19 protein-coding genes and 1 pseudogene are annotated in these 18,068 nt (G+C 71.2%); 12 read left to right on the plus strand and 8 right to left on the minus strand.

All coding sequences use genetic code 11. From position 1 onward, the window contains the following. Positions 1-124 precede the first annotated feature (124 nt). The 3 genes from CP975_RS01095 to thpR all read left to right on the plus strand — a co-directional run bounded on the left by CP975_RS01095 (position 125) and on the right by thpR (position 2,428). Positions 125-628 carry a transglycosylase SLT domain-containing protein gene (locus tag CP975_RS01095; RefSeq protein ID WP_150476468.1) on the plus strand — a complete coding sequence of 168 codons (504 nt, stop codon included), beginning with the start codon at positions 125-127 and terminating at the stop codon, positions 626-628. Between the two features lie 28 nt (positions 629-656). Continuing rightward, positions 657-1,742, plus strand: coding sequence for an LCP family protein (locus tag CP975_RS01100; protein WP_055528057.1), 1,086 nt, complete (start codon positions 657-659; stop codon positions 1,740-1,742). Between the two features lie 71 nt (positions 1,743-1,813). Beyond that, entirely contained in the window at positions 1,814-2,428 is a 615-nt protein-coding gene (gene thpR, locus CP975_RS01105) for an RNA 2',3'-cyclic phosphodiesterase (protein ID WP_055528059.1), read from the plus strand. Between the two features lie 21 nt (positions 2,429-2,449). On the opposite strand, the gene CP975_RS01110 is transcribed toward thpR, so the two are convergent. Continuing rightward, complete coding sequence (locus CP975_RS01110; RefSeq protein WP_150476469.1) at positions 2,450-3,145, minus strand: PepSY domain-containing protein; 696 nt, start codon at positions 3,143-3,145, stop codon at positions 2,450-2,452. Between the two features lie 177 nt (positions 3,146-3,322). Between CP975_RS01110 and CP975_RS01115 the strand changes: the two genes are divergently transcribed. The 3 genes from CP975_RS01115 to CP975_RS01125 all read left to right on the plus strand — a co-directional run bounded on the left by CP975_RS01115 (position 3,323) and on the right by CP975_RS01125 (position 8,242). Beyond that, positions 3,323-6,694: a S8 family peptidase gene (locus CP975_RS01115; RefSeq protein WP_150476470.1), complete on the plus strand. Its 3,372-nt coding sequence runs from the start codon at positions 3,323-3,325 to the stop codon at positions 6,692-6,694. Between the two features lie 103 nt (positions 6,695-6,797). Continuing rightward, entirely contained in the window at positions 6,798-7,388 is a 591-nt protein-coding gene (locus CP975_RS01120) for a TetR/AcrR family transcriptional regulator (protein ID WP_055528062.1), read from the plus strand. After that, positions 7,388-8,242: an alpha/beta fold hydrolase gene (locus tag CP975_RS01125; RefSeq protein ID WP_055528063.1), complete on the plus strand. Its 855-nt coding sequence runs from the start codon at positions 7,388-7,390 to the stop codon at positions 8,240-8,242. The genes CP975_RS01120 and CP975_RS01125 overlap by 1 nt, the downstream gene beginning before the upstream one ends. Here the strand turns inward: CP975_RS01125 and CP975_RS01130 are convergent. The 4 genes and pseudogenes from CP975_RS01130 to CP975_RS01145 form a co-directional block, all read right to left on the minus strand. Next, positions 8,239-9,297, minus strand: coding sequence for an aldo/keto reductase (locus tag CP975_RS01130; protein ID WP_150476471.1), 1,059 nt, complete (start codon positions 9,295-9,297; stop codon positions 8,239-8,241). The two genes, CP975_RS01125 and CP975_RS01130, sit on opposite strands and share 4 nt — an antisense overlap. A gap of 288 nt (positions 9,298-9,585) precedes the next feature. After that, complete coding sequence (locus tag CP975_RS01135; protein ID WP_342787889.1) at positions 9,586-10,017, minus strand: GNAT family N-acetyltransferase; 432 nt, start codon at positions 10,015-10,017, stop codon at positions 9,586-9,588. Beyond that, positions 9,990-10,427: pseudogene (locus tag CP975_RS01140) on the minus strand (SAM-dependent methyltransferase); the annotation flags it as partial. The pseudogene CP975_RS01140 and the gene CP975_RS01135, both read right to left, overlap by 28 nt. Before the next feature lie 75 nt (positions 10,428-10,502). Beyond that, on the minus strand, positions 10,503-10,853 hold the full coding sequence (locus tag CP975_RS01145) for a helix-turn-helix transcriptional regulator (protein WP_055535550.1): 351 nt from the start codon (positions 10,851-10,853) through the stop codon (positions 10,503-10,505). Positions 10,854-10,982: 129 nt separating this feature from the next. Between CP975_RS01145 and CP975_RS01150 the strand changes: the two genes are divergently transcribed. After that, the gene (locus CP975_RS01150; RefSeq protein ID WP_055535552.1) at positions 10,983-11,822 is read left to right on the plus strand and encodes an ANTAR domain-containing protein; all 840 of its coding nucleotides are present in this window, start codon (positions 10,983-10,985) and stop codon (positions 11,820-11,822) included. Positions 11,823-11,898: 76 nt separating this feature from the next. Here CP975_RS01150 and CP975_RS01155 read toward each other — a convergent pair whose 3' ends face one another. Both CP975_RS01155 and CP975_RS01160 read right to left on the minus strand, forming a co-directional pair. Further along, the gene (locus CP975_RS01155) at positions 11,899-13,020 is read right to left on the minus strand and encodes a tetratricopeptide repeat protein (RefSeq protein WP_055535554.1); all 1,122 of its coding nucleotides are present in this window, start codon (positions 13,018-13,020) and stop codon (positions 11,899-11,901) included. Beyond that, positions 13,017-14,378, minus strand: coding sequence for an ATP-binding protein (locus tag CP975_RS01160; protein ID WP_055535556.1), 1,362 nt, complete (start codon positions 14,376-14,378; stop codon positions 13,017-13,019). The genes CP975_RS01155 and CP975_RS01160 overlap by 4 nt, the downstream gene beginning before the upstream one ends. A 119-nt stretch (positions 14,379-14,497) precedes the next feature. Here CP975_RS01160 and CP975_RS01165 point away from each other — a divergent pair, with 119 nt between their 5' ends. Genes CP975_RS01165 through CP975_RS01180 form a run of 4 tightly spaced genes read left to right on the plus strand, consistent with a single transcriptional unit; the run spans position 14,498 to position 16,654 of the window. Further along, a complete protein-coding gene (locus CP975_RS01165; RefSeq protein WP_150476473.1) occupies positions 14,498-14,965 on the plus strand; it encodes a hypothetical protein in 468 nt (155 codons plus the stop codon). Positions 14,966-14,970: 5 nt separating this feature from the next. Further along, positions 14,971-15,456 carry a hypothetical protein gene (locus tag CP975_RS01170; RefSeq protein WP_150476474.1) on the plus strand — a complete coding sequence of 162 codons (486 nt, stop codon included), beginning with the start codon at positions 14,971-14,973 and terminating at the stop codon, positions 15,454-15,456. A gap of 50 nt (positions 15,457-15,506) precedes the next feature. Beyond that, positions 15,507-15,980, plus strand: a complete 474-nt coding sequence (locus tag CP975_RS01175) for a hypothetical protein (protein WP_055535563.1) — start codon at positions 15,507-15,509, stop codon at positions 15,978-15,980. Between the two features lie 53 nt (positions 15,981-16,033). Then, positions 16,034-16,654, plus strand: coding sequence for an L-threonylcarbamoyladenylate synthase (locus CP975_RS01180; protein WP_055535565.1), 621 nt, complete (start codon positions 16,034-16,036; stop codon positions 16,652-16,654). Positions 16,655-16,717: 63 nt separating this feature from the next. Here the strand turns inward: CP975_RS01180 and CP975_RS01185 are convergent, their stop codons facing one another. Continuing rightward, positions 16,718-16,897 (minus strand): hypothetical protein, encoded by a 180-nt coding sequence (locus CP975_RS01185; RefSeq protein ID WP_055535567.1) that lies wholly within the window; start codon positions 16,895-16,897, stop codon positions 16,718-16,720. Positions 16,898-17,138: 241 nt separating this feature from the next. On the opposite strand from CP975_RS01185, the gene CP975_RS01190 reads away from it, so the two are divergent. Beyond that, positions 17,139-18,020, plus strand: coding sequence for an ANTAR domain-containing protein (locus tag CP975_RS01190; protein WP_150476475.1), 882 nt, complete (start codon positions 17,139-17,141; stop codon positions 18,018-18,020). Positions 18,021-18,068: the final 48 nt, after the last annotated feature.

Below are 18,068 nucleotides of genomic sequence, written 5' to 3' on the forward strand. Positions count from 1 at the left end.
CCTTGCGTCCTTCTCCAGGCGCCCTGACTCTGGCTGAGGTCCCGGCGAGCCGACCTCGTCCCGGACGGATCCCCCCGCTCCCCCGAGCACCCCCATCCCGCACAGCCTGGAGAGTCACCCCCGCATGGCCACCACCCGGACGCAGACCCGTACCACCGCCCGCTTCCGCAAGATCTCCTTCGCCGGCATAGTCACCGCCGGTGCCGCCGCCGCGGCCCTCACGCTGGTGCCGTCGACCGCCCACGCCGCGGAGCCGACCGGCACGAGCGCCTCGGTGTCGCAGGCGGCCGCGGCCAAGGCCGGACAGGCCGACAACCTCGACGGCTGGATCCGCGAGGCCCTCGGCATCATGAAGGCCAAGGGCATCCCCGGTACCTACGAGGGCCTGCACCGCAACATCATGCGCGAGTCCGCGGGCAACCCGAACGCCCAGAACGGCTGGGACGTGAACGCCCAGAACGGCACCCCGTCCAAGGGGCTCCTCCAGGTCATCCAGCCCACCTTCGACGCGTACCACGTCGAGGGCACCGCCAACGACCTGACCGACCCGGTGGCCAACATCACCGCGGCCGCCAACTACGCGGCCGACAAGTACGGCTCCATCGACAACGTCGACTCCGCGTACTGAGCCACCGGCCGACGAAGAGGGGCAGCGCATGCCGCACGAGAGCGAACGGGCGCGGATACACGGATCCCGGCGCAGGCCGCGGAGGAAGGCGCTGCGGTACGTCGCCTGGGGCGCCCTGGGTGTGTTCCTCGTCGGCGGAGGCGGCCTGACCTATGCCTGGCAGCACCTCACCGGCAACCTTCGGGGCACGGACATGAACGCCGTCCTCGGGCACGACCGGCCCGGCGAGCGCAAGGACGGCTCGATGAACGTCCTGCTGCTGGGATCGGACTCGCGGGCGGGGACGCACGGCCGGTACGGCAAGGGCGTCAGCGGGGCCCGCGCCGACACGGCGATGGTCCTGCACGTCGACAAGAGCCACCGGAAGGCCTCGGTCGTCAGCATTCCGCGCGACACGATGGTGCCGCGGCCCCAGTGCGCGCGGCCGGACGGCGGCAGTGCGCCGGGAGCGCCGCAGGCCATGTTCAACTCGTCGTACCAGGCGGGCGGGCCGGCGTGCACCGTGAAGACGGTCGAGAAGATGTCGGGCGTCCGCATGGATCACTACCTGGAAGTCGACTTCAAGGGGTTCCGGAAGCTCATCGACGAACTCGGCGGCGTGGACATCACCACCCGCAAGGCGATCAAGGACCCGAACAGCGGTCTCTCCCTGAACGCCGGCAAGCACACGCTGAAGGGCGAGGAGTCCCTGGCGCTCGTCCGCACCCGGCACGGGGTGGGCGACGGCAGCGACCTGGGACGCATCCAGCTCCAGCAGGCGTTCGTCAAGGCGCTGATCCACCGCGCCGAAACGGTCGATCCGCTCGGTGACCCGGCCAGGTCATACGGTCTCGCGGACACCGCGACCAAGAGCATCAGCGCGGACTCCGGTCTGGCCTCCGCGGACAAGCTCCTGGGGCTGGCCAGGGAGCTGCGCGGCATCAGCCCCGACCGCACCACCATGGTGACGATGCCGGTCACCTACGACGCCGAGGACGCGGGGCGGGTCAAACCGCTGGAGGAGGCGTCGCACCGGGTCTGGGCCGCTCTGCGCCAGGACCGGCCCATCCCGGAATCCGCGACACGCGGATCGGTGGGCGACAGGACCGATTCGCCGGTGTCCGCGGGCAGGTGAGGCCACCGGCCGGGCATCCGTAGGGCGGGCCGAGGTCCGTCCCGTGATCCGGATGCGGTACGAAGTCTCCTGTGAACGAAGAGATCCAGCCCGCGACCGTTCGTGTCTTCATCGCCCTCGCCCCACCGGACGAGGCGAAGCAGGAACTGGCGAGGGAGCTCGGCCCCGCCTACCACGCCCACCCGCGGATGCGGTGGAACCGCATCGAGGACTGGCACATCACCCTGGCCTTCCTCGGCGAGGTGCCCACCGCGGTGGTTCCCCTGCTGCGCCCGCCGCTCGCGGACCTCGCGGCGGCGCGCCGCCCCCTGACGCTGGCTCTTCGCGGTGGCGGGCACTTCGACGAACGGGTGCTGTGGAGCGGGATCGACGGGGACCGCGAAGAGCTGCACCTGCTCGCCACCGAGGTGCGCACCGTGGTCAAGGAGTGTGGTGTCGCCTTCGCGGAGCGCCCCTTCCGTCCCCACCTGACGCTGGCCAGGGCCAGGCGGGACACGCCGTCGTGCGCGGTGGAGGCCGCGGCCGGACTCACCGGCTTCGCCGGCCGCCCGTGGCAGGCCGAACGCCTGCACCTGGTGGGCAGCAACATCGGCCGCGGCCCCGGCCCGATCCACTACCGCGACATCACCGCCTGGCGCTTCGGCGGCCCGGCTCGGCCGACGGCCACGGAGCCACTGTCACCGTGAGGCTCGCCGGCGGGGTGCCGGTCAGTCCCGGTCGACATGTTCGCGCAGGATCTTGCGGTTCGTCGCGTCGATGTCGAACGTCGTCTTGTTCCAGTCCTCGGTCGACACGACATCGACGGACCACTTGGGCGTGCCCCCGTCGGTGTCGTCGAGTTCGACGGAGCTGACCGTGCCCTTGGTCTTGTCCGTCGCGGTCTGCGCGGCCTGCTCAGGCGTCACCGTGGCCTTCTTCAGCCGGTCCGCCAGCTCGGTCTTGTCGCTCGCGTCCTGGTCCGCGTCGGCTCGTGCCTGGCCGGCCTTGCCGGTGACCGCGTCGACGTCGACGGTGTGCTTGGCGCCGTCGCTCGTCGCGACCTCGGTCTCCCACTTGGGGCTGTCGGCCGGCCCCTTGAGTTCGACCGAGACCGGCTTCGACTTGTCCACCGCCGCCACCGCCGTGCGCAGCGCCTCCTCATAGCCGACCTTGGCCTTCGGGATGAGCGCCTTCCGCTCGGCCTGGTCCTCGGTGAGGGAGCCGTCGCCCGCCGATGGGGAGGCCGCCGGTGTGGGGGTCTGCGCGGTCTTCGCCGCGTCGGTCGTCGTGCCGCCGCCGTCGTCGTCATCGCCGCAGCCGGTGAGCAGGGCCGCCGCCACGGCCGCGGCGCACACCAGACCGGCGCCCCGGGAGATCGACGGACGTCCACGCCTGGGGACAGAACTGTTCCGTTTAGTGACCATACGGGCACGTTAAGCGAGATATCTCACCGGCGCCTCAACGGCTGAGCCGAGGGGGGTAGCCACCGGCGTGCCGCCCGCCGACCACGGCGGTCTGTTGCGCCATCCGAGAACCGAACCCGTCCAAGATCGCGTGTAACAGGCGACCGCATCACCACTCTCACAAGACAGGCAACTCGGGTGGCAGTTATATCCAGGGGCGCGGCGGCCGCGATAGCCGTCGCGATGTCCGGCGCACTGGTCGCGGGGGTGGCCTCGGCCGACTCCGGGACACGGCCGGATCACAGGGCGGGTCGGGGCGCGAGCACGGGCACCGATCCGAAGGGCGAGAACAGTTCGGGGGCGCGGGGCGGGAGGACGGCGACCGTCACACTGATCACCGGCGACCGGGTGGCCGTCGGTGCGGGGAGCAAGAAAGTCGTCCGCCTGATGCGCGGCAAGGGCCGCGAGCAGGTCTCCATCTCAGTGCGGCGCGAGAGCGGGCACCTGTACGTCGTGCCGCAGGACGCCCAGTCGCTGATCGCCGCGGGCAAGCTGGACCGGCGGCTCTTCGATGTCACCCAGCTCGTCGAGGACAGGTACGACGACGCACACCGCACCTCACTCCCGCTGATCGTCGGATACCGGCCCGGCAGGGTCAACGCGCGCAGCGGCGGCGACCTCCTGAAGCGCCACGCGCGCGACCGGCGTACGCTGCCCGCGATCGGCGGCGAGGCGTTCGACACCCCCAAGTCCGGTACGGGGGGCCTCTGGTCGGCGCTCACCGGCGGCACCGGCGCGGGGGGCGCGCGTGTGAACGCGCGTCCCGCCGTCGTCCCGGCGATCGCGCACGTCTGGCTGGACGCCAAGGTCCGCCCCGCTCTCGACAAGAGCGTGCCGCAGATCGGCGCCCCCACCATGTGGCGGGCCGGATACACCGGCAAGGGCGTCAAGGTGGCCGTCCTGGACACCGGCGTCGACCAGACGCACCCGGACCTCAAGGGCGTCGAGGTCACCGAGAAGAACTTCACCATCTCGCCCGACGCCAAGGACCGCATGGGCCACGGCACGCATGTCGCCTCGACCCTCGCGGGTTCCGGAGCGAGGTCGGGCGGCAAGTACAAGGGCGTGGCGCCCGACGTGCGGATCCTCGACGGCAAGGTCATCTCCGAGGAGGAGGGCGCGGGCACCGACTCCAGCGTCGCCGCCGGAATGCAGTGGGCCGTCGACAGCGGTGCCAAGGTCGTCAACATGAGCCTCGGCAGCGCGAACACGCCGGGGACGGGACCGCTGGAGGAGGCCGTGGCCCGCCTCTCGGACCAGGCGCTCTTCGTCGCCTCCGCGGGCAACGACGGCCCGGAGGAGGGCACGTTGACCACGCCGGGCAGCGCCCCCGACGCCCTGACCGTCGGCTCGGTCGACAAGCAGGACGACATCGCGGAGACCTCCAGCCGCGGGCCGAACGCCGACGGGATCACCAAGCCGGACCTCACCGCGCCCGGCGTGGAGATCACCGCCGCGGCCTCCACGGAGAACCCGAACGAGCCCGGGGACGACGGTTATGTCTCCATGTCGGGTACGTCGATGGCGGCCCCGCACGTGTCCGGGTCCGCCGCCATGCTCCTCCAGCAGCATCCGAAGTGGACGGGCCGGCAGGTCAAGTCCGCGCTGACCGGCTCCGCCAAGCCCGACCCCACGCTCAACGCCCACCAACAGGGAGCGGGCCGGGTGGATCTGACGCGTGCCGTCTCCGCGAGCGTCGTCTCCTCGCCCGGCTCGCTCTCCTTCGGCACGCAGACATGGCCGCACACCGACGACAAGCCGGTCGGCAAGACCCTCACCTACCGCAACTACGGCACCAAGCCGGTCACCCTCACCCTGTCCACCGCCACCGCGGACCCTGCGGGCCGCCCGGGCCCCGCGGGCATGTTCACCGTCAAGGACACCAAGCTCACCGTCCCGGCCGACGGCACCGCGAAGACCACCGTCACCGCGAACACCAAGCTCGGCAGTGCCAACGGCACCTACGGCGGTACGGTGCTCGCCGAGGGGGACGGCCAGTCGGTGCGGACCGGTCTCGTCGTCGACCGTGAGGTCGAGTCGTACAACCTCACCGTGACACACCTCGATGTCGACGGGACGGACTCGACCCACTACATCACCACGCTCACCGACCGCGCCACACAGAAGAAGTTCACGGTCCCCTTCCGTGACGGCCCGGCCGCCGTGCGGCTTCCCAAGGGCACGTACGCGCTGGAGAGTTCCGTCTACGGGCTGACCACGACCTTCGCGGTCTTCGTCCAGCCGGAGCTGAGGATCGGCGCGGACCAGAAGGTCACGCTGGACTCCCGCAAGGCCAAGCCGGTGGCCGTCACGGCCCCGGATCCGAACGCGCGCGTCACCACGTCGAACATCAGCTACGACGACCAGGCCGCCGGGATCTCGGCCAACTGGAGCCTCGGCAGCGGCGCCACCGTCCGCACCGCCGGGCTCGGCCCGGACTCCCCCACCTTCAACGCCCAGTACAACGGCGTCTGGAAGGTACCGGGGGCGGCGGGGAGGAAGACCGACTACCGGCTGGGCTTCACGCGTACCGGCAGCTGGTTCCCCGGTCTCAAGCACACCGTCACCGCGGCGGAGGTCGCCGAGGTGAAGGTGGGCGTCGGTGCCTCCGCCACCGGCCGCAAGGGCACGCTCTCGGCCACGCCGATCGGCGCGAACGACTACGGCCCGCCCCTTCAGCCGTCGGCCGAGCTGAAGCTGCCGTTCTCGGGGACGAGTTACGTCAACACCAAGGGGCTGCGCTGGATCTGGACCATGGCGCAGCTCGACGACGCGGGCTTGCCGCGCATCAACTACGGCACAGGCCCGGTCGCGTACAAGGCGGGCAAGCGCTACACGCTGAACTTCAACACCGGCGTGGTGGGACCCGACCTCAAGGCCGAGGACCGGCAGGGGGCGCGCCGTGCGGGCAACGCCATGGACGCGTACGTCCTCCTGTTCAACGACGGCGCGGGGCACGCGGGTGACTCCGCGATGAGCGGAGGCTTCACCCGGCTGGAGTCGGGCGGTCGCGTTGTCGCCGAGGGCGGGCCGGGCGCGCTGAACGCCGAACTGCCCAGCGCCTCCGCCCCCTACCGCCTGACCATGGAGGCCGCCCGCGCGGCCAAGGACACCGTGACGAGCACGAAGGTGGCCGTGGCATGGACGTTCACGTCGGGGAAGACACCGGACGAGCGGCCCACCGCGCTGCCGCTGTCCACCGTCCGCCTCGCACCGAAGCTGGCGCTGAACGGCACGGCCCGGGCGGGCAGCACTCTGACGGTGCCGCTGAAGGTGGCCGGTGCCGCGGCCGGTGCCGGCAAGGTCGCCTCGCTGGCCGTGAAGGTGTCCTACGACGGCGGCAGGACCTGGAAGGCGGCCACCGTCACGACCGATGACGAGGGGGCGCGCTCGGCGAGCGTGCGGCATCCGGCGACGGCCAAGGCCGTGTCGTACCGGGTGTATCTGAAGGACACGTCCGGCAACACCATGACCGAGACGATCTCGAACGCGTACCGGCTCGTCCCGTAGCGCGTTCCGGGCCGTCCGGCTGGCGATCCTAGGGGCACTAGGTATAACCTAATGCCCCTAGGAGCTGCTGTCCCTGGCTCCGACGACTCCAACGGAAGGTTGCATGGGCCGGGCAGGATTGACGCCGGAACGGGTGGCCGTCGCAGGCGCCGAGTTGGCCGACGAGGCCGGGCTCGACCAGGTGACGATGGCGCGGGTGGCGCGGCGGCTCGGCGTGAAGGACGCGAGCCTCTACACGCACGTACGCGGCCTGGAGGATCTGCGCGGACGGATCGCGCTGCTGGCGGCCGACGAGAAGACCCTCCGCATCGCGGAGGCGACGGCGGGACGGGCGGGCAAGGACGCGCTGGTCGCGTACGCCGACGCCTGGCGGGGTTACGCCCATGAGCATCCGGGCCGCTACACCGCGACGCAGGTCTCGATCCGGATCGACCCCGAGCTGGCCGCGAAGGCCCCCGGGCCGCGGCGCGCCGTCGAGCTGACGTACGGCATGCTGCGCGGCTACGGACTGGCCGAGCCCGATCTGACCGACGCGGTCCGGCTGCTGCGCAGCACGTTCCACGGTTTCGTCGCCCTGGAGGCCGCCGGGGGGTTCGCGCACGCGCGTTCGCCCCAGCAGTCCTGGGTTCGCGCCCTCGACGCCTTGCACACCCTCCTGGAGCACTGGCCCGCGTCCCGAGAAGGAACAACCTGATGACTGAACCGTCGGCCGGCAGCCTGCGCGTGAACGGCGCGACCCTGCACTTCGAGGTGCGCGGCCGGGGCCCGCTCCTGCTGCTGGTCCCCGGGGGAACGGGCGGCACGGCCTCGTTCGACGCCATCGCCGACCATCTGGCCACCGAGTACACCGTCGCGGCCTACGATCCGCGCGGGATGTCCCGGAGCGCGCTGGACGACCCCGAGGCCGAGCAGCGGGTGGCCGAGCACGCCGACGACGCCCTGCGCGTACTGGATCTGCTGTCGCCCGGCGAACCGGCCCGGGTGTTCGGCAGCAGTTCCGGTGCGATCGCCGCCGTGCACCTGCTCACCGCCCGTCCCGACCGAGTGGTACACCTCGTGGCGCATGAGCCGCCCCTGGTGGAGGTACTGCCGGACGCTGCCGAACACCGTGCGCTCATCGCACGGGTAGGGGAGACGTTCCGCACGCAGGGGCTCATGCCGGCGATGAGCGTGTTCGCGGCGGGTCTGAAGAAGGACAGCGACAGCGACAGCGCCGGGCCGCAGGCCGAGGTCGAGCTCCCGCCCCAGGCGGCGGCGCGGGCCGAGCGGACGATGGCGGACCTGCCGTACTTCGTGGGACGCATCGTGCCGAGCTTCATGTCCTACGCCCCGGACGTCCACCGGCTTCAGGCGCTTTCGGACCGGCTCACGCTCGCCTGCGGCCAGGACTCGCGCGGCGAACTGCCCTACCGGCCGGCCGAGTTCCTCGCCGAGCGTCTCGGTACGGAACTCGTGCACTTCCCCGGCGGGCACACCGGCCTGACCACCCACCCCGCCGAGTTCGGCGAGGCCCTCCTGAAGACGCTCGCCGCGGGCACGGCAGGCTAGCGGGGGGCGGCGGCGGGCCGGTCCGCGGGGGTACGTCGTCGCAGCGACGGGGTGGTGAGCGACCGCGGGGTCCACACGCCGTCCGGAGGGTAGATGTCGGTGCCGGGCGGCACGATCTCGTCGATGCGGTCGAGGGCGGCGTCGTCGAGCGTCACGGACATGCCCTTGAGCGTGCTCCGCAGCTGGTCCATCGTGCGCGGGCCGATGATCACCGACGTGACGGCGGGGTGCGCGAGAGGGAAGGCGATCGCCAGCTCGGGCAGCGTGCAGCCCACTTCCTCGGCGACGGCGACGAGTTGCTCGACGGCCTCCAGCTTCGCGGCGGTGCGCGGCGCCGAAGGGTCGAAGCGGGCGGGGTGCAGGGTGGGGCGTCCGCTGCTCAGATCGAGGGGCCGGCCCTTGCGGTAACGGCCGGTCAGGAAGCCCGAGCCCAGCGGGCTCCAGGTCAGCACCCCCATCCCCAGGCGCTGCGTGACCGGCAGGACGTGTGTCTCGACGCCTCGGGCCAGCAGCGAGTAGGGCGGCTGCTCCGTACGGAACCGCTGGAGGCCGCGCCGGTCGGCCACGTGGTAGGCCTCGACGATCTCGTCCGCGGGGAAGGTGGAGCAGCCGAACGCTCTGATCTTCCCCTGGCGCACCAGGTCCGTCAGGACGGAGAGCGTCTCCTCTAGGTCAGTGGTGTGGTCCGGCCGGTGCACCTGGTACAGGTCGATCCAGTCCGTGCCAAGACGCCGCAGGCTCTCCTCTACTTCCCGGATGATCCAACGCCGGGAGTTGCCACCGCGGTTGGGGCCGTCTCCCATGGGGAAGTGGACCTTGGTCGCGAGGACCACGTCGTCGCGGCGGTCCTTCAGCGCCTTGCCGACGATCGTCTCCGACTCGCCGGCCGAGTACATGTCGGCGGTGTCGACGAAGTTGATGCCCTCGTCCAGCGCGGCGTGGATGATCCGTACGCAGTCGTCGTGGTCGGCATTGCCGACGGAACCGAACATCATGGTGCCGAGGCAGTAGGGGCTGACCTCGATGCCGGTTCCGCCCAGAACGCGGTGACGCATACAACTCTCCCTGGATGTCCCTTGGATGTCGCCCTCTTGGACGCCGTGACCTTATGAGATGGAGTGCGCTCCAAGGCAAGCACGGTATGGGTCACGCCTGACGGCCGGAGAGGGAGTCGCCGAGCCGGCCGTGCCCGCGCTGACGGGCTTCGGCCACCGGCCGCGTACAGCAGGCCTACGCCGAGGACGTCGGCACCCAGTAGCGGCACTTGTCGCCGACGACGTCGAGGAACTCGCCGCCGTTCGCGTCGATCACGCGCCGGGACGCCGTGTTCGTCTCGTCGACGGTCAGAGCGCCCGCGTGATGCCGAGCGAGGCGGCGACCGGCAGGGCCGCGGCGAGCATCGCGGTCGCGTGCCCCCGGCGCCGGGCGCCGGGCCGCACGTCGTAGCCGATGTGGCCGCCCACCTGCTCCAGTTGCCGCGTCAGCCGGTGCCGGATCGCCAGTCTGCCGAGCATCTGGTCGCCCGCGGCCCACCACAGCGTGGTCATCGGCACCAAGCCCGCGGCCCGCACCCCGGTCTCGTGCCGCTCGGCCCGCAGGCGGGCCACGTAGGTGTCGAAGGCCTCGGCATCGGCCAGGGCGGCCGCGTCGACGTCGGTGACGAACCACGGTGTGGGGTAGTCGCGGTCCGCCCGGAACTCGGCCACCGCCGCCAGGAACGACGACCGCAGCCGGGTGGTGGGCTCGATCAGCCGGGGCCTGTCCCAGCGCTCCATACGAAGACCTCCGTACTCGGCACGCGTTCGGAGAATCGGCCCGGCGCGGAGGCCTCCCGCAGCAGTCGGCGCAAGTCCGCCTCGAAGTCGGCGCGGCGCGGTCCGAACAGGTGCGGGGCCGAGAACGACATCGAGAACATCGTCGCCTCGTCGCCGGGCGTGCATTGCGTCAGTACCCCTCGGCCGGCTCTTCGGGCCGGGCCGAGGTAGTCCCTGACCAGGTTCGCGATCGCCTCGTACGGCACGGCCGGGTGGGGCAGGCCGTCGACGGACCGGGGTTCCGTCTTCACGTCCGAGAGGTGGACGAGGGCTCCGCCGGGCGCGAGCATCTCCTAGACCGCCCCGGTGAACGGCCCGAGCCCCCGCGGCAGTTTTCCGGCCCGCGCCCGCACCCACCGCGTCGTCCCACTCCCAACCGGCCACCATGACCACCCACCTGCCTTCGACGCGACGGCCGACCGGTCAACGCACGCGGGTGGCTGTGGTCAAGCCGTGGCGTGGTGCCGGCTGTCCACCTCGGGAGTGGAGGTGCGGTCGGCCTCGTCCCTGGCCAGCAGGGAGAGCAAGGAGGCCACGGCCAGCCCGGATTCGGCCGGGTGGCGCAGCACCTTGCTGGGGTCGATCCGGTACGTGTTGGTTCGCCCCTCCCGGGTGTGGGAGAGGTAACCGTCCTCTTCCAGGTCCGCGATGATCTTCTGGACAGCACGCTCGGTGAGGCGGCAGTGCGCGGCGATGTCGCGGATGCGCGCGTTGTGATTGTCCGCGATCGCCGCCAGCACCCGCGCGTGGTTTGTGAGAAACGTCCATCCGGTGTGTGACTCGGGCACTCCATCCATGTGCCAACTCTAGCGACCAGACGTACACGATTTCAAAAACACGTACTACATTTCAGGTATTAGTTGACGTGTGTACGCCGCAACGGGCAGCCTGGGAGCGGCGAGAGGCGATAACGAGAGGGAGCAGCCATGCCGGAGCCCGCACACGCTGAGCAGTCCCTCCCGAGAGAGGGCGACGACTTCGGTGAACGAGACCGGACACCACTCCCCCTGCCGCCGTTGCCCACGACAGTGGACGTCGTTCCGGGCAGTTACCGGATGAGCGTGCTGGTGCGGGGACAGCTCGATCTCGACTCCGGGCGACGGCTTCGGTCCGGGTTGCGCCACACCGTCAGCCGGCCGGCCCGCACCATCGACCTCGACCTGAGCGGAGTGGGGTTCTGCGACTGCTCCGGTCTCAATCTTCTGCTCAGCCTGCGCCAGTGGGCGGTGGAACAGGGAAAGGCCATCGTCATCAGCGCCAGCAGCCCGGCTGTCGAGCGGATCCTAGAGCTGACCGGGACCCGCGACCTGTTCACCGCTGAGGGCCAGGAGGAGGATTTGGTGACGGCCCCGGCCGACTGCGACGCGGGACCCATCGGCAGTGGCGCGGAGCCGATCCGCGGTGACCCCGGGCCGGGTCGCGGTCAGGCCGCGCCGCACGAGGAGGAGGCGGAGTACGAGGAGTCGGAACAGGAGCTGCGGGCCGTGGTCGCCCAGTTGCGGCGGGCCATGCAGACCCGGCCCACCATCGACCTGGCCCGCGGCATCCTGATGTCCTCCTTCAACCTGAGCCCCGAGGCCGCCTGGGACGTCCTGGTCACGGCCTCGCAGAACACCAACACCAAGCTGTACCGCCTGGCAGGGGACCTGGTGGGCACCGTCCAGGGCGGCGCGCTGTCCGAAGCCGTGCGGGAACAGGTCGCGGCCGCCGTGGCCAAGACGAACACGGCACAGGCGAAGTCGCCCAGAGCGCCGCGTCCGACCTGAGCGCCGCGCGGACCGGCCCGTCCCCCCTCCCCGGGCCGGTCCGTGCGGCGCCGCCATGGGACACGCCCTACGGCGGCTAACCGGCCTTCTTCTTGTCGAACCAGATGGTCGCCGCCGTGGGGACCAGTCCGGCCCAGAAGAGGAGTTGGGGCACGGCCCGGTCCGTCCAGGGGATCTCGGCGATCAGCACGGCGCACGCCATGGCACAGGCCGCCTGGGCCATGACGACACGGGCCCAGCGGCCGCGGCGGATCAGGGAACGGACGTTGAGCTGGACGCCCGTACGCAGTCGGCGGTAGCGGCGCCAGGCCCCGAAGGCCCAGATCACGGCCATGATGAACAGGAACCACAGGCGCTGGCCGACAGGGATGGGCAGCTCGGGGGCGGGCCGGTCGTCCGAGGGGAAGACGTCGACCATGGCGCCCGCCAGGCCCACACAGAGCAGGGCGAGCCAGCGCGTGCCGCGCAGGAGGCGGTAGGTGGCATGGTCGAGTTGCTGCCGCATGTCGGCGGAGTCCGGCTCGACGGCGAGAGCGTCCGCGTACAGCTCGGCGGCCTCGCCGGCTCCCACGCCCGGCGCCCGGGCCGCCTTACTCGTCTGGCGGGCGAGCGCCTCCGCGTGGTGGGGGTCGATGCGGAGGATGGCCTCGTCGAGCATGTCGGAGACCGTGCCGTTTCCGGCCATGCTGGCGATGCGGTGCGCGATCTCGTGGGCGTAGACGTCCTCGGGGCCCAGCCGGAGCGCCTCCATCGCGACGTCAGCTGCTTCGCGGGTGACGCGGTCGATGGCCTCGGCGGTGAGTTGCCGGGCGCCGCTCTCCTGGCTGTAACGGACCAGCGCCTCGCGCCACATGGCGTCGGCGAGCATGGCGTGGGCGAACGAGTCCTCGGGGGCGACACGGATCAGCTCGCGCAGTACGGGCTGGACCTTGAGCCAGCCGTTGTCGCGCACCATCGCCTGGGCGCGCAGGCGCAGCGCGCCGTAGTCCTCGGGGGCCAGCCTGAGGGCCTCGTCGGCCGCCGCCGTCGCGTCCTTGGGCCGATCCTGGCTGAGGTGGCAGTAGCCGATCTTGACCCAGGCGCGCAGGTCGCCGGGGTCCTCGGCGAGGTGGCCGGCCAGGAGTGCCAGGGCCTGGTCATAACGGTCGAGCTCGATCAGGGCCTGGGCCTTCTCGACGGTCGGGTGCAGCGTGCTCACAGCTTCCGCTTCTTCTTCAGGTAGGTGATCAAGTCGTCGTACGCGCCGCCGTCGTTCGCGTACATGGCGACGTTGCGCGCCGACGCGAACCACGGCTCGGTGGACGGGACGGTCTGCTTCGCGGCGTTCAGCAGGTCCCGCATGCCGATCATGCGGACCGTGCCGGTGCGCGCCGACTCCAGCAGGGCGCTCTCGGCCGCCGCCTCGCACAGGTGGGCCAGGTCGGCGCCGGACAGGCCGTCCGTGGCTTTGACGAGCTTGCCCAAGTCGATGTTCTCGACGGGGCGTTCCTGGAGGTGGTAGCGGAGGATGCTCTCGCGTGCCGGGGCGTCGGGCGGCAGGACGAGCAGGGTGCGGTCGAGGCGGCCGGGCCGGCGCAGGGCGATGTCCACGTCCCAGGGGGCGTTGGTCGCGGCGAGCACGAAGACGCCTTCGTTGGCCGCGGAGTCGATGCCGTCCAGCTCGGTCAGGAGCTGGTTGACGGTGTTGCGCATGCCGCTGTGCTGAGTGCGGCTGCGCTTGGCGCCGAGCGCGTCGAGTTCGTCGAGGAAGATGACGCAGGGCGCCTGGCGGCGGGCGGTCTGGAAGATCTCGTGCATGTTGCGCTCGGAGTTGCCGATCCACATGTCGAGGACGTCGTTGACCGACACGGACAGGAAACCCGCCCCGAGTTCACCGGCGATGGCGCGGGCGATGAACGTCTTGCCGCAGCCGGGCGGCCCGTACAGGAGGAGCCCGCCGCGCAGGCTCTTGCCGTACAGCTTGCGCAGCTCGGGGTTGCGCATCGGGGCGAGGAACGCCGCCTCCAGGCGCTCCTTGACCTCGTGCATGCCGCCGACGTCCGCCAGGCGGATCGTGCCGGGAGTGTCGACGTCCCAGGCAGCGGCGCCCTCGGGGTCGCCGCTGCCGTCGGTGGCCAGGGGGGTCTCGACGAAGCGGGGCGGGATCACGTCGCCGACCTGGTCCGCGGCGGCACGCCAGTCGAAACCGGTGCGGGTCCGGGGGCCCGCGGGTTCGGTTCCCGTGGCTTCGGTTCCTGCGGGTTCGGTCGCCGGGTGTTCGGCCGCCGGGTGTTCGGTCGCTGCCGGTCCGGTCGCCGTGGCGGGCGGGAGCGGCTGCGGCGGCGGGGCCTCGGCGGCAGGCCCGGCGGCGGGCACGCCCATCGCGCGGGCCATCAGCGCACGGGCCTGGCCGTCGCCCGGCGCGTGCTGCAAGGCGACGGCCACCTCCGCGACGGCGGCGTCCGGCTGCCCGGCGTCCAGCATCAATTCGGCCAGGTGCAGCCGCAGCGGTACGTCGGCGGGCGCCGCCTCAACGGCCGTACGCAAGCTTCGTATCAGGGGGGAGTCCTCGGACATGCGGCTACTTTATGTACACGTTCTCCCCGGCCCGCCCCCGGGATGGGTCAGCCCGCCGTCAGCGGTCCGCGTCAGACTTCGGCCAACGAACGGATCCACCGGAGGGACAGGAAGATCCCATGAAGCGAATAAGCGGCGGTGCGGTGCTCGCCACGGCGGTGGCCGCGACGGGTCTGGTCGGCGCGGCGGCCGTGCCCGCACCGGCCGCGGACACGGCGACGGCGACGGCGACGGCGACGGCGACGGCGACAACGACGGCGTGCGTCATGCGTGAGGGCAGCGCGCACACGGACTGGACCGGGATGTCCTGGGACGCGGACATCCTCTGTGACAACGCGCAGGGCGATGTGCGCCTGCAGTCGTTCACCAGCAGCCCGGTGGTCGGCCGAATGGTGACCACCCGCAGCTGGTTCGTGTGCTGGAAGGTCGGTGACCAGCACGCCGGGGGCAACAACATCTGGTACTACACCCAGGCCGACGAGGTCGTCTCGCGCCCGACCGCGAAAGGCTGGGGCTACATGCCCGCGGTGATGCTGGAGACACCGCAGGACCCGGTCCCGGGCCTGCCCAAGTGCTCATGGGGGTGACGGAGATGACGCGGACGACCGGCATGACGAATGAGGGGACATCGGCGCCGCGGGAGCGGCATGGTGGAGGACGCCGTACCGCCGGGGCCGCGCTGCTGGCCGCGGCGATGACCGCGATGTTCCTGCCCGCGACCGCTTCGGCTACGGCTTCGGCGGGGCCCGTCTGCTACGTCCGGGACGGCGTGCGGCACACGGACGTCAAGGGCCACACGTACACCAAGGACCTGTACTGCGAGAACGCGGTGGCGGACGTCTTCGCCACCCCGGAGGTCTACGGAACGGTCATCGCCAAGCTGAAGACCTCACCGAGCTGGTTCGTGTGCTGGGAGAGCGGCGACCTGCACCAGGGCGGCAACCGCATCTGGTACTACACGCAGGGCGACGAGGTGACCAACTGGCCGCTGTGGAAGGGCTGGGGGTACGTCCCGGCGTTCCGCATCGAGACCGAGCCCGACCCGTTCCCCGGCGTACCGGCATGCATGCCCAGCTGACCGGCCCCTCCCCCACTGACGTTCCGCCAACCGACTTCAGGAGTGAACCCGTGGCACTTTCCCAGGTGGCACGACGCGGACGGATCGCCGTGTCGGCCCTCATCCTCACTGCGGCGGCCGCCGCCTGGCCCGCGGCCCCCGCCACGGCGGCCACCGGCCCGACCTCGGCCGACGCCACGACCTCGGCGGACGTGACCTGCGTCCTGCGGCCCGGCATCGTCCACAAGGACACGCTCGGGAACACCTTCACCGGCGACCTCTACTGCGCCAACGCCCCGGGAGACCTCTACGGGCGCCCGGCCTTCGACGCCCCCGTGACGGGGCGCCTCAAGACCACCCAGAGCTGGTTCGTGTGCTATTCGATCGGGGAGGCCCACAAGGGCGGGAACAACATCTGGTACTACACACAGGGCGACGAGACGGTGAACCTGCCCGGCCTCAAGGCGTGGGGCAACATGCCCGCCAGCAGCGTCCTCACCAGCACCGACCCGTTCCCCGGGCTGCCCCGTTGCCCCTGGCACTGAGCGCCCCCGTGCCGCCGGGCGCCACCCGCGCCCTGATCACCTAGACTCGGCCAATGGCGAAGTACTTCGACGTGCACCCCGACAATCCCCAGCGGCGCAGCATCACCAGCGCGGTCGACAGCATCCGCTCCGGCGCGCTCATCGCGTACCCCACGGACTCCTGTTACGCGCTGGGATGCCAGCTCGGCAGCCGTGACGGCATCAACCGGATCCGTACGATCCGTGACCTGGACGAGCGCCACCACTTCACGCTCGTATGCCAGAACTTCGCGCAGCTGGGTCAGTTCGTCCATCTCGACAACGACGTGTTCCGCACCATCAAGGCCACCACCCCCGGCCGCTACACCTTCATCCTCCCCGCGACCAAGGAAGTCCCCCGCCAGCTGCTGCACCCGAAGAAGAAGACCGTCGGGGTCCGCATCCCCGACCACACGGTCACCCAGGCGCTCCTCGCCGAACTGGGCGAACCGCTGCTCTCCAGCACGCTGCTGCTGCCCGACGAGGACGAGCCGCTCACCCAGGGCTGGGACATCAAGGAGCGGCTCGACCACGTCGTGGACGTCGTCATCGACTCCGGTGACTGCGGCACCGAGCCGACGACCGTCATCGACTTCTCCAGCGGCGAGGCCGAGGTCGTACGGCACGGCGCGGGCGACACCACGCGGTTCGCGTAGCGGCCAGGGATCAGGCCGCGCACGGTCGAAGGCCGTACGTGATGGAGGGAACCGTCCCGTCGGTCAGCGGCGCCGACGGCTCTGCGGGGACCATCCGGCGCCGAGGCCGGCGAGGTGCAGCGCGGCCAGCGTCAGGCCGAGAAGCAGCAGGCTGGTGTTGCCGAAGAAGATGTTGGTCGAGGTCTCGGTGAGGTGCAGGATCCAGGCTACGGCGAACACGACTGCGGCGGCGATAGCGAGCACGGTTACTCCTTCGGGCAGCGCGGACCGACGCCGCGCGGCGATACGGGGGGTGGCTCACGGGCCGGTTTCCCCCGGGCGGCCCGTCTATGCACCCGTCTACGCACCGGTCTCCAGGGGCGCCATGACAGCTCGGAAAGGACCCCGCTACTGTCAGTTCCATGTGCGTGGGGAACAGGCCCGTCTCGTGGGCCGGGCCGAAGCACGAGGAACCGGTTCCGAGCGCACCGCGGGAGAGAGCGACATGACGGATCACCAGCCCGAACCCCGGGCCGAGGACGAGCGGGACGACGAGTCCTCCCCCGGCCTGCGGGAGGCGAGACGGCTAGCCGCCCAGGCGCGACAGCTACAGAACCAGGTGACCGAGCTGGAGGTGCAGGTACGCGCGCGCCCCAAGATCGCGTTGGCCGAGGGCATCCTGGTCGAGCGGTACGGCCTCGCGGACGCGGACGCGGCGTTCGCGCTGATGCGCCAGGCATCCCAGCGGGCCAACATCAAACTGCACCAGGTGGCCATCGCGGTCGCCCGCACGCCGGGCCCCGCTCAGGGCGCCACCGTGTGGTTCGGCACCCGGGAGCGGCGTCCGGCACCGCCGCTGACCAAGCTCGCCGCGGGCACGCTCGACGAGCGGAACCAGGGCGAGGTGCTCGGCGCCGCCCTGCGTCGCGTCCTCAACATCACCAGTACGAACATGGGCAACGTGCAGTTGGTCGAGGACGGCACGCTGCGCATGGAGAAGCACGCCGGGCTGCCCCGGCAGTTCACGGACTACTTCGCGTTCGTCGACGGCGGCACCGCCTGCTCGCGGGCCGCCGCCGCCAGCCACCAGGTCACCGTCAAGGAAATCGCCTCATCGCCCGGCTTCGACGACACCACCCGCCGCGTGATCCTCTCGGCGGGCAGCCGCGCCTGCCACAGCGTGCCCCTCGTCGACGACACCGACACCGTGCACGGCGTCATCTCCTCCCACCACGCGCGCCCCTTGGCCGGCTTCACCCAGGCGCAGCTCAAGGCGCTGCACCACACGAGCCGTACCGTCGGCACGTGGATCGACTGGCACCAGCGCACGGTCCTTCTCGACGCCCTGGAAGACCTCCACCAGCTGGCTCTCGCCCAGCAGCGGTAGCGGCACACCGCGGGGAGCAGCGCGCCGTCGAAGCGGCGGCCGAGGCGT

The organism is Streptomyces alboniger (genome assembly GCF_008704395.1).
GTDB lineage: Bacteria > Actinomycetota > Actinomycetes > Streptomycetales > Streptomycetaceae > Streptomyces > Streptomyces alboniger.